Source organism: Vibrio sp. CJQ_6, from assembly GCF_043106745.1.
Classification (GTDB): Bacteria; Pseudomonadota; Gammaproteobacteria; order Enterobacterales; family Vibrionaceae; genus Vibrio; species Vibrio furnissii.
Map to the genome: position 1 here is coordinate 16492 of NZ_JBICMV010000028.1, position 11962 is coordinate 28453.

At 54.4% G+C, this 11962-nt stretch carries 7 protein-coding genes; 5 read left to right on the forward strand and 2 right to left on the reverse strand.

Annotation, left to right across the window (positions count from 1 at the left end; genetic code table 11):
• The first annotated feature begins 107 nt into the window (after positions 1-107).
• From ACF8PK_RS14865 to ACF8PK_RS14875, 3 genes are all read left to right on the forward strand, one after another.
• Positions 108-1994, forward strand: a complete 1887-nt coding sequence (locus tag ACF8PK_RS14865; RefSeq protein WP_206981059.1) for a methyl-accepting chemotaxis protein — start codon at positions 108-110, stop codon at positions 1992-1994.
• 270 nt (positions 1995-2264) lie between these two features.
• A complete protein-coding gene (locus ACF8PK_RS14870; protein WP_004727345.1) occupies positions 2265-2999 on the forward strand; it encodes an IclR family transcriptional regulator in 735 nt (244 codons plus the stop codon).
• Positions 3000-3005: 6 nt separating this feature from the next.
• Positions 3006-3842: an arginase family protein gene (locus ACF8PK_RS14875; protein ID WP_392442053.1), complete on the forward strand. Its 837-nt coding sequence runs from the start codon at positions 3006-3008 to the stop codon at positions 3840-3842.
• Positions 3843-3945: 103 nt separating this feature from the next.
• Here the strand turns inward: ACF8PK_RS14875 and fdhF are convergent, their stop codons facing one another.
• Positions 3946-8076, reverse strand: coding sequence for a formate dehydrogenase subunit alpha (gene fdhF / locus ACF8PK_RS14880; protein WP_392442055.1), 4131 nt, complete (start codon positions 8074-8076; stop codon positions 3946-3948).
• Between the two features lie 308 nt (positions 8077-8384).
• Between fdhF and ACF8PK_RS14885 the strand changes: the two genes are divergently transcribed.
• Both ACF8PK_RS14885 and ACF8PK_RS14890 read left to right on the forward strand, forming a co-directional pair.
• Positions 8385-10262: a PhoX family protein gene (locus ACF8PK_RS14885; protein WP_392442056.1), complete on the forward strand. Its 1878-nt coding sequence runs from the start codon at positions 8385-8387 to the stop codon at positions 10260-10262.
• Positions 10263-10435: 173 nt separating this feature from the next.
• Positions 10436-11188, forward strand: a complete 753-nt coding sequence (locus ACF8PK_RS14890; RefSeq protein ID WP_392442057.1) for a phosphatase PAP2 family protein — start codon at positions 10436-10438, stop codon at positions 11186-11188.
• 66 nt (positions 11189-11254) lie between these two features.
• Here the strand turns inward: ACF8PK_RS14890 and ACF8PK_RS14895 are convergent, their stop codons facing one another.
• A complete protein-coding gene (locus ACF8PK_RS14895) occupies positions 11255-11959 on the reverse strand; it encodes a hypothetical protein (protein ID WP_014257899.1) in 705 nt (234 codons plus the stop codon).
• Positions 11960-11962: the final 3 nt, after the last annotated feature.

Genomic DNA, 11962 nt, shown 5'->3' on the forward strand with positions numbered 1-11962 from the left:
ATTTTCGTTGGGCGGTTCTCATTTATTTCGAGGCTAAAAATTATAATGCGGACGCCCTGAGGGCGGCTTCGTCGTGAAGCAAATTATAATGACAATCAGGACAGGGTATGTTCAAAAATCTATCGTTAAAAAATAAGCTGGCCATTTCTGCCAGCGCTGCCATTGTGATCGGGGGCGTGCTGGTCGAAGCACTGTCATTCAATGCGTCGTTGAGTCGGTTGGATCTTGAGGTTGAACAGCGTCTGCAAGGCGTCACCGCGTCATACAATCAATACGTGTCGGACTGGCTGGTGTCGAAACAGCGCGCGCTGACATCGCTGACCTCCGACGCCAAACAAGAGGCTATTGTGACGCACCTGAAACAGGTGAAGCACGCCGCGGCCTTCGACAACGTGTTCCTCGCCTATCCAGATGGTTCACAACAAAACGCCAACGGCGTGGTGCTGCCGCCAGACAACAACGACCCACGCAAATGGGGATGGTACATCAATGCTAAAGCGAATCCGGCCAATGTGTTCATGGATAACCCAACCGTTGCGGCGGCAACGGGGGCCAATGTGGTGTCGCTTGGTAAAGCCGTGGATTTGTATGGTCAACAATTGGTGCTGGGCGCCGATGTGGAAATTACCGACATTCTCAATAACATGAAACAGGTGGTGTTGCCGGGCACTGGCGACATGTTTATCGTCAACGCGCAAGGCAATATCTTTACGCACGCGAACACCAAACTGCTGAACAAGAGTGTTGCTGAGTTGGGGATCGATTTCTCCGCCATTCAACAGGCCGAACGGTCGGGCAACGACAGCCGAGTCGAAATCAACGGCGACCAATATGTGTTGGTTGCGCGCGCCATTGACGGCACGACGCTGAGCACCGTGGTTGTGATTAACTATCAATCATTGATTTCACCGCTGTTCGATGCGCTGTGGGGCCAATTATTGGTGACGGCGCTGGTGGTCGTGCTGTGCACCATTTTGTTCAATGTGTTGTGTAACGTGTTGTTCCGTCCGTTGAAAAACGTCTCGCATGCGCTGGAACAGATTGCCAACGGTAGCGGCGACTTAACGCAACGCATCGTGGTGGAAAACAACGATGAAGTCGGCAAATTGGCCGATAGCTTCAATACCTTCGTTGCCAGCCTGCAGCAGTTGATCGGCCACATTCGCCATCAGTCAGAACAATTGACGCAGCAAGCCGAGCATGGCTCGCAGCGTGCCAATCAATCGGCATCAGAGCTGGGTATGCAGCAGCAAGAGATCACCATGGTGGCCACGGCGGTCACTGAAATGGCCTCGGCCACGCAGGAAATCGCCTCGCACGCAGAGCAAACCGCCCACGCAGCGCAAGACTCGTCGACCAGTACCACCAATGGTCGTACACTGGTCTTGAACACCAAAGCCTCCATTAACAACTTGGCCCATGAAGTCAGTCAGGCCAGTGACGTCATTTCGGTGCTCAATCAACATGCCCAAGAGATTTCGACCGTGCTGGCCACGATTCAGAGCATTGCGGAACAGACCAACCTATTGGCACTGAACGCGGCGATTGAAGCGGCTCGTGCCGGTGAACAGGGCCGCGGATTTGCGGTGGTGGCGGATGAAGTGCGCGTGTTATCCCAACGCACGCACACGTCAACGGAAGAGATCAAATCGACTATCGAGACGCTGCAACAAACCACCCAACAGGCGGTGGGCCTCATGTCGAGCAGTTCAACGCTGGCAGCCAACTCGGTGGATGATGCCGATAAAGCGACCCATGCGCTGGAAGAAATTAACGCAGCGGTGGCGCTGATCAGTGATATGGCGACGCAAATCGCGACGGCTGCTGAAGAGCAAACCCACGTGACCAGCGAAATCACGCAAAACATCACGGCGATTAAGGATGTGACCGAGCAATTGGTCGAGGGTGCAGACGACAGTTTGAATCAGTCTAATGTGCTCAAGCAGCAAGCGGCGGAGTTAAGCGCAAAAGTGGCAACGTTTAAACTCGCCTAACCGCCAGTCACCGCAAAAACTGCCAATAACCGCAAAAAGCGACGCTTCGGCGTCGCTTTTTTTGTCGGAAATTCCGCCAAAAGCTGGGTGGAAATTCACCGCATTCTGCGCAACTCTGCAGCGATTTTTCGCTCATCAAATTATGTTTAAATTTGTTAATTTTCATCGTTTTCTCACTTGGTGAGAATGCAATCCTTTAATTCAAATTAAATTCTCGATATATAAGAATTAAGGTTTGAGCTGAAACACGATAAAGGCTAAAAAGCAGTCATGAGCGAAACAAAACAATCTGCGAATCAAGTTAACGAAAAATCACTGCAACTGCTGATGCAGGTCGCGGTGAATGATGAGCCGGTCTCGGCCAAAACATTAAGTGAACAATTGCAGGTGCCCCTCAGCAGTTTGTACCGACATCTGAAACTGCTGAAAGAGTGGAACCTGATAGAAGAAAGCCCGCATGACAAAACGTTGATCATCGGTTCAGCGGCCCTTCTTCTGATGCGCAGTTATGAAACCAGCCAGCACAATCTGGATGCCGTCGACGCCGTGTTGAGTCGATTGCAGAAACAGACTGGCGAAATGGCAGCGTACATGGTGCCGGTCGGATACCGGGCTTTGTGTGTGAGCCAAAAAGAGAGCATGCAGGCGCTTCGATGCAGCTTCGTCCAGGGTCAAAGTCAACCCCTGCTTCGTGGCGCCTCATCTAAAGTTATGTTGGCGTATATGCCCGCGCAGCGTTGCGAAAAAATTCTGCGCTATTTCGGTGAAGAGCATCGAATGGACAAATGGCAAACCGATTTGGAAAAAATACGTCGACATGGATATGCCGTGAGCACCTCCGAAATTGACCCCGGAGTGTCGGGGATCAGTGCTCCGGTGATGAAAGGGAGTAAGTTGATCGGTGCAATTTCGGTGATGGCCCCAGCCCATCGCGTCGAAACTCACAAGCAGCGTATCATTTTACATGTGTTGCAGGCCGCGCGAGCGTTGCCACCAGAAAGGTAATTCATCATGTTAAGTTTATTCAAACGCTACCGTCTGAGCCGCACTGCGGTTCCTCACATCTCTGCGTTTACCTTTATGACCGTGTGTGAGCGTGTGAAACCCATGTCACGCGTAGAGTTTGAATTTGCTCAACAAAGCCTAGAATTTGCCTCTGACTGGTTGTATCAACAACAGTCCAATCCGAATTACGCTGATGCGGGCCATCTGGTACTGAACGATGCATCCGATGCACGCTATCAGCATGTTTTGAGCCGTCATTTGGCGCTCAGCTCTGTCCCCGTCGTGCTGGCGAACTGCCACGAGTTGCTGCTCAACGCATTGCCAGTGCTGGCGCTGGATAATGAAGAAATTGGCATCATTCACGTGGGTCATGACTTTGAGCTGAAACAAACCTTAGATCCACAAGTGGGTTCCGTTTACCATTTCGCCTTGTCGCGTTTTTCTAATGCGCGTTTGTTCTGCTTAGGGATCGATGCAGAGCGAGTGCCGAGCCAAACTTGGGAATACGCGGAAGATTTAGGGTGTGACTGGTTGACCGAGGAAGAGTGCAGTTTCCGAAATCGTAATCAGCTCAAAAGCCAATTGAGCCATTACATTGAACACTGCGATCAACTGGTACTCTCTGTGGATCTAGCCTCATTAGTGCCGGGCAATGGCCTGGATGAACACAAGATTCTCGATAACCAATTGGTTCTGCGCGCCATTCGCCAAGCGGTGATGTCTGGCAAAGTGAAAATGATTCAGCTTGTCGGCGCCAAAGACAAACTGATCTACTCCAAACAGACCAAAGAAATTGTCGACGAGTTGTGTAGCCTGTCTGCCGAAGTCGCTCACGTTTACTAGAAGTCGCTCACGCTTACTAAGTGTTGAGTGCATCAAGAAGCCACCCTTTGAGGTGGCTTTTTTCTTGCGCGCCGTTCACAGCCGACTCAGCGGCGGCGTTTGGTTACGCCTCATACGGGACGAGATGCGTCACCGGAACGATTTTTTCCAGTCGCACCGCCGAGACTTTGAACTCCGGAATTTTGGCCGTCGGGTCACGCGCTTCGGAGGTTAAGCGGTTGGCGGGGGACTCGGCAAAGTGGAACGGCACAAACACCACGCCCGCTTGCATGCGTTTGGTCACAAACGCTGGCGCCTCAATCTCACCACGTCGAGAGCACAAACGAACGCGTTCGCTGTTGTGAATCCCGAGCCGCTCTGCATCTTGCACGCTGATCATGATGCGCGGTCCGGCGCGCTGATCCAGCCCTTTGGTTTTGCGTGTCATGGTGCCGGTGTGAAATTGTTCCAGCAGCCGGCCGGTGGTGAGGATGAGCGGGTACGCGTCATCGGGCAATTCTGCGGCGTATTCAAACGGCACTGCGACCATCTCGCCCCGGCCACGTTTAAAGCTGGTTTGATGCAGAATCCGCGTGCCATTCGGCGCTTGCTCGTTACAAGGCCATTGCAGGCTTTCATGACCAAGGCGCTGCCAATCCATCCCCGCGTATTGCGGCGTGACTGAGCAGATCTCCTGTTGGATCTGCTCAACATGTTGATAATGCCAGTTGCCGCCGAGCGCATTGGCAATCTCGGTGATGATGTGCCAATCTTCACGTGCTGTGCCTGGCGGCTTAATCGCGGGTGAGAGTGCCTGCACGCGCCGTTCCGTGTTGGTGAAGTGGCCCTGTTTTTCAGCAAACGAGCAAGACGGCAATACCACGTCGGCTAACTGTGCGGTTTCCGACAAAAAGATGTCTTGTACCACCAGAAAATCGAGCGTGTTGAGCGCGTCGATGACGTGCGCTTGATGCGGATCGCTCAGCACCGGGTTTTCACCCATCACATACAAACCGCGCAGCTGCTGGGTGGTCGCGGCATCAATCATCTCGGTCAGGGTTAACCCGGGCGTGGTGGGCAGGTGATCGCACTGCCAAGCTTGCGCAAATTTGGCTTGCACCAACGGGTTCGTGACTTTTTGATAGCCGGGGTAGTCGCCGGGCAGCGCCCCCATATCACACGCTCCTTGCACATTGGATTGGCCACGCAGCGGGTTGATACCGCCGCCCTCCACGCCGATGTTGCCACACAGCAGTTGCAGGTTGGCAATGGAGCGTACGTTGTCATGTCCGGTGGTGTGCTGGGTGATGCCCATGGCGTAATACACCGCCGTGACGCGCGCGGTGCCGATCATCTCGGCGATTCGAATCACATCGGCGGCTTGGACGCCGGTCACCAGTTCGACTTTCTCGGGCAGGTAACGATCCGACATGACTTCCATGAGCAGCTCCTCAAAGCCATCCACCCGTTGGCGAATATAGGCGTCATCGTACCAAGCATGCGTGATGATTTGCTGCATGATGCCGTTGAGCAGCATCACGTCGGTGCCCGGGCGCTGCGCGACGTACACCGTAGCGTGATCGGCCATCTCGATGCGTTTCGGGTCGGCCACAATCAATCGCGCGCCTTTGCGGATGGCTTGCTTGAGGTGCGAGGCGATGATCGGGTGTGCGGCGGTGGTGTCAGAGCCGATGATCAAAATGACATCCGAATGCGCAATGCTGGCGATGTCGTTGGTCATGGCGCCGCTGCCAAGGGAGGCTTCCAGCCCCGTGACGGTGGAGGCGTGACACAGCCGCGCGCAGTGATCCACGTTGTTGGTGCCCAATTCGCGGCGCATCAATTTTTGGAACAGGTAGTTGTCCTGATTGGTGGTTTTGGCGGACGAGAAGCCGCCCAGCGCATCGCTGCCATGCGTCTGTTGAATGTGACGAAAGCGCTCGGCGATCAGGGCAATGGCTTCGTCCCAACTGGCGGGTTGCAATTCACCGTGCCGCCGGATTAACGGCTGAGTGAGGCGCTGCGGACTGTGAATGAAATCAAACCCAAAGCGGCCTTTGACGCACAACATGCCTTGGTTGACGGGAGAGCGCGTATCGCCTTGCACGTAACGCACGCGGTTCGCTTGCTCGTCGACATACATCACCACGTTGCAGCCCACACCGCAGTAGGTGCAAACCGTGGTCACCGGTTTGAGCACTTCAACTCGTGCGTGTGATTTGTCGCGTTTATCGACCAGCGCGCCCGTCGGACACACCTGCACACATGCTCCGCATTGCACGCAGTTGGAATCGCCCATCAAGGTGCCATCGTGAAACATCGGCCGGTTTTGTGAGTGCGAAAAATGCAGCGCGCCGTGCACGGTCTCTTCCTGACATGTCTGGACGCATGCGCCACAACTGATGCAGCGATTGGCATCAAACACGATGAACTCGCTGCTCTTATCCACGGCAAAGCGTTGTTTTTCGCCGCAATCGAGGTGGGCAGCATCGACCTGATACGCAGAGGCGTAGGTCCGTAAATCGCACTGGGTGTTGGCTTGGCAGCCACACTCTAAGCAGCGCGCCGCTTCCATGCGCACGGCCAAATCGCCGGGGTCAAGCTCCACTTCCGAGAAGTTTTTGCGTCGATGCAAGGGGGGCAGATGAGGAAAATCAATGCGGCGCCGTTTGGCTTCCAAGCGGTATTCGCTGCGTTTAACCCGGCTGAGGCTTTCGGCTTTACGGCTGGTGAAGGGGGCTGAAGTATGGACAGGCGTGCCCAAAATCAGCCGCTCCGTGATGGCTTCGGCCGCACGTTTGCCGTCTGCGATGGCTTCAATGGCGGTGGCAGGGCCGCGGCGAAAATCACCGATCGCGTAGACGTTGTCAAAGTGATGCAGTGTGTCGCCGTCAACGTCGGCGGTGTGTTTGCGCGTTAGCGGCACGTGGTCCCATTTCGCCCCAAACAGGCTCAAATCCGGCGTTTGCGACAGCGCAGAAATCACCGTATCAAATGCTTGTTGGTGATATTCCCCCGTTGGCACGGGCTGGCGACGGCCAGAGGCGTCCGGTTCACCCTGCGCCATGGTTTCGAGTTTAATGGCACGCACTCGGCCGTGTGCGTCGGCTAAGTTTTCGACCGGACGAGTGAGAAAACAGAACTGCACCCCTTCGTGCGCCGCGGCTTCAATTTCGTATTCTTCTGCTGGCATTTCATCGACGGTGCGGCGATAAATCAGCGTGACTTGCGCGCCCAAACGCAGCGCCGTGCGCGCGCAGTCGATGGCGGTATTGCCGCCGCCGATCACCGCGACCTGTTTCCCTGTGATGAGTGTGCGCTCGGTTGCAGCATCTTTGAGGTAATCGACGCCTAGATAGCAACCGGTAAGGTTACTGCCCGGATAGTGAGCGCTAACTGCTAAACTCGCACCGATGGCGACACACACCGCGTCATTTGTTTGCTGAAGCTGCTCAAGAGTGAAATCGCGGCCGACTTTCTGATGACATCGAATCTGAATGCCCGTCTGACAAAGTAGGTCGATTTCCTGATCCAGTATCTGCTTTGGCAGGCGGTATTCCGGAATGCCATATTGCAGCCAACCGCCGGGTTTGGGCATGGCTTCATAAATCGTGACGGCAAAACCGGCAAGGCGTAGATAGTAACCACACGCTAACCCGCCCGGCCCAGCCCCGACGATCGCAACCTGTTTGCCATTGCCGAGCGGCACGATGGGCTGAAAAGGCTGACTTTGGCTGTCCATATCTGCCGCATGGCGTTTGAGCTGACGAATGGCGATAGGCTCGTCGACTAAGGTGCGGCGACATTCAGTTTCACAAAACGCCGGGCACACACGGCCAATCGAGGCGGGCAGCGGCAGGTGGCGTTTGATCACGGCGACCGCTTTGTGATAATCGCCCTCGGCGATGTGATGCAGGTAAGATTGAATGTCCACGTGCGCCGGACAGGCGATTTGGCACGGCGCTTCGCAATCGGCGTTGTGGTCGGAGAGCAGCCGTTTCAGCGCTGCTTGGCGCCGCTGATAGAGCGTGTCGTTGTGGGTCTCGATCACCAGATTCGGCTGTACTGGGTGCTCACAGGCGCGCACGACACCGAGCTGCTCAACGTCAACCACGCACAAATCGCAGTGCTGTTTTTCGGCTTGATGGCTGGTGGCACACAAATGAGGAATGTCGATGCCGATCGACTGCAGGAATTGAAACAGAGTTTGCCCACGGTGATAGGGGTAGGCGATGCCATTCACGACCACTTGCATAGATACCTCTCTGGCACCGACTCGGTGCAACTCGACTGGCCTTTGTCATGCGAATGGCAAGGTTGAAGCATACCGCTGCGTGTGTTTACCTTCGCAATATCTGCATAAAAATTGTGGTTATTATCGAAGTATAGTGAATGGGGTGGGGCCTGCCCACGACTCAGCTCCCAAATCCGAGACGCAATTGTCATCGTTCAGCAACACAATCTTCACTGATCAGTCATTTAACAACGCTAAGCTCCTGAACCATCATCAATTTGCATTGATGCAACACACAATAATTATGACGAAAGTAAAGGAGCAAGCTCATGTGGAACCGTGATGAGAAAGATTCACAGTTTAGCGAAATGATTGAAGCGCGTTTATCACGCCGCCGTTTCCTCGCGGGCAGCGCGGCGGTGAGTGCGGGCGCATTTCTGACTTTAAACCCTGTTGCGAAAGCCGTTGCTGCAAAACCGCAATCCTCTTTGCTGAACTTTGAACCGGTTCCTGCGTCCACGGCAGACATGGTGGTGGTCCCTAAAGGCTATAAGGCGACTCCTTTGATGTCATGGGGTGACCCGATTTTCGCTGATGCACCTGCATTTGACCAAAGCGGTAAACAAGATTCACGTGCGCAAGCGCGTCAGTTTGGTGACAACACCGACGGCATGAGCTTCTTCCCTATCAGTGACGATCGCGCAGTACTGGCGATCAACAACGAATACACCAACTACGAATATCTGTTCGACCACAAAGGCGCGGCGATGACGGCGGACGACGTGCGCAAAGCGCAGGCGGCAGTCGGTGTGACGGTGGTAGAAATTGTACGCAAGAACGGCAAGTGGATGATTGACCGTGAAGGTCAGCGTAACCGCCGTATTACGGCCAATACGCCGATGGCAATCACGGGTCCTGCGGCAGGCAGCGAATGGCTGAAAACGAAGGCCGATCCTAAAGGGACACTGGCGCTGGGCACATTCAACAACTGTTCAAACGGTCAGACGCCTTGGGGCACGTATCTGACGTGTGAAGAGAACTTCGATGACTTCTTTGGAGCCAATGAAGAGGGCACGGTGAACGCTGACCAGAAACGCTATGGCATTGCCGCCAAACCGAGTGATTACCATTGGCATCAGCACGACGAGCGTTTTGATGTCACCAAGAACCCGAATGAGCCGAACCGCTTTGGTTGGATCGTTGAAATTGACCCGCACAACCCGGATTCAACACCGATGAAACGCACCGCGTTAGGCCGTTTCAAGCATGAAAACGCAGCCTTCACGCTCAACAGCGATGGCTATGCGGTTGTGTATTTGGGGGATGATGAGCGCGGTGAGCACCTGTACCGTTTTGTGTCGAAAAACCGTTACCAGAAAGGCAACGATGCGGCCAATCGCAAGCTACTTGATGAGGGCACGCTGTCGGTTGCGAAATTCGATATGCAGGACAAAGAGCTGAAAGGCCAAGGACGCTGGATTGAACTGACGTTTGGCAAGAATGGCCTGACGCCGGAAAATGGGTTCAAAAACCAAGCGGAAGTGCTGATTTTTGCCCGCCGTGCAGCCACGCAAGTGGGCGCGACCACCATGGACCGCCCAGAATGGGTTGCGGTGCACCCTGACAACCAACACGTGTTCTGCACCTTAACCAACAACAAATACCGTGGCGTGAAAGACGGCCAGCCGGTGGGCGGTCCTAACCCGCGTGCCAAGAACAACTATGGCCAAATTCTGCGTTGGATGCCTGTACATGGCGACCACACCGCGGAGATGTTTGCGTGGGATTTGTACCTGATTGCCGGTAACCCTACAGTGCATCATGGCGACCTGTACGCGGGCAGCGACAACATCAATGCCAACAACATGTTCAACAGCCCGGATGGTTTGGGGTTTGATGACGCAGGGCGCCTATGGATTCTGACCGATGGCAATTACTCCAACAGAGGCGATTTTGCCGGCCAGGGCAACAACCAGATGCTGTGTGGCGACCCGATCACCGGTGAAGTGCAGCGCTTTTTGACGGGGCCGGTGGCGTGTGAAATCACGGGCCTGGCATTCTCGCCGGATCACAAGACCATGTTTGTGGGCGTGCAGCACCCGGGCGAAGAGGGCGCAGCGTCGCACTTCCCATACGGCGGCAGCACCAAACCGCGCTCTACGGTGATGATGATCACGCGCGATGATGGCGGCGTGATCGGCGCCTAATCGCAAACGACATCGTCTGCATTGATTCATCCCGGAAAGTTCAAGCCACTTTCCGGGATGTTTTTTATTTGGCACATGTCGTAACCTGAATTTGCATTGAATTTGACAGATGGTTGATACATGCCTTCGCCCCCTGCATTACACTTGCCGGCTCTGTGGCGAGGTGAATGGACATGTTTTTGAAACAACGATTAGACGATCGGAAATCCGGTTTAACACTGTTATTGCTGTTTGTATTGATTCTAGCGCCGATTTCGGCCGCGTGTATGAATCTGGATTTTCTGCAACCCACCAATGAAACGCTCGTGCGCGCCGTTGTGATGTTGACGCATTCGGCGGGCCCGGAAGGGTTTTTGCTCACGCTGATCCTCTTGATGCTCTGGACGGGTTGGCGCGTGCGCGCCACGAAAGCCGAGTGGCTCAATAAGGCGATACAACTGGGCATTTTGCTGGTGCTGGCGGTGGGAATGAAAAGTGGCCTGAAGAAAATGACGGAGAGTCCGCGGCCGTATACGGAAGCGATGACGCAGGAATTGATTTTGCCGTCACCGGAACATTTCTACAAGCTGGATAGATCGCAACAGCTCGCGGTGATGGATGAGATGGCCGATCAGGTGTCTCCAGCCCGCATCGAGAGCTGGAAGAAGGAAACGGACTATTCGTTCCCATCGGGTCATACCGTGTTTGCCACGCTCTGCTTGGCGTTTTTTGGTGGTATTTTGTTAGAACAGCAACGTCGCGCGAGTGCGGTGGTGTTGCTGATGTGGAGCGCCAGTATCGGTTTCTCACGATTGTGGCTGGGGATGCATCGTCCGGCTGATTTGTTGGGGGCGGCGATTCTGGTGGGTGTGCTCTATTTTGTGGTGCCAAGGCGCTATCCGCTGGCGGAAAAACTGCTCGGGCGAGTGTTGCCACAAGCCAGATGAAAAAAATGGGCCGTTGGGGCCCATTTTTTATGCGGAAAAAGCGAGAACAGACTCCGTCAGGACGGATTAAGCAATGAACGCCGACGCGATGCCAATCAGGCCGCCGAAGACGCCGCCCCACACCACCAGCCAGCCCAAATGCTCTTTGATCATCTTCTGCACCATCTCTTTGACCAGTTTGGGCGTCAGTTCACTCAGGCGTTGATCGATGATGTTTTCGATATTGGCCTGAATCTCACCCATCATCGCGGGTGATTCTAACTGCGCTTTCAGCGCGGATTTGACACTATCGCTTTGGCTCATCTCAACCATGGCTTCTTGCATCTTCTCGACAAAGGGTTGCTTGAGCGGTTGCAGGGCTTCGCTACCCCCAAACATGGCCAGCATACCGCCAAACGACGAGTTGCTGATCACCTCGACCAAAGAATCAAATGTGGGGTTGAAATCCACTTTGGCAATCACCGGCTCCAAGTTGAGTGTTTTGTCGCCCACCATCTCTTGGTTTAAGAAACGATCGATATTCGATTCAGTGAAAAACTGTTCCATCATCAAGGTTTTGATGGCGGCTTTGAACGCTTCAAAACGCGCAGGGATAACGCCCGAGCCATACAGCCCCGGGACTTTCTCAAACAGCATGTGGATCGCGAGCCAGTTGGTGATCGCGCCCGAGAAGGCAAACAGACCCGCGTAAAACGCAAAGGTGTTGTCTAGTGAATAACCGGCGCCGAGCAGAGCCAAGGCAACCACATTGGTGATAAGACTTTTGTTCATAGC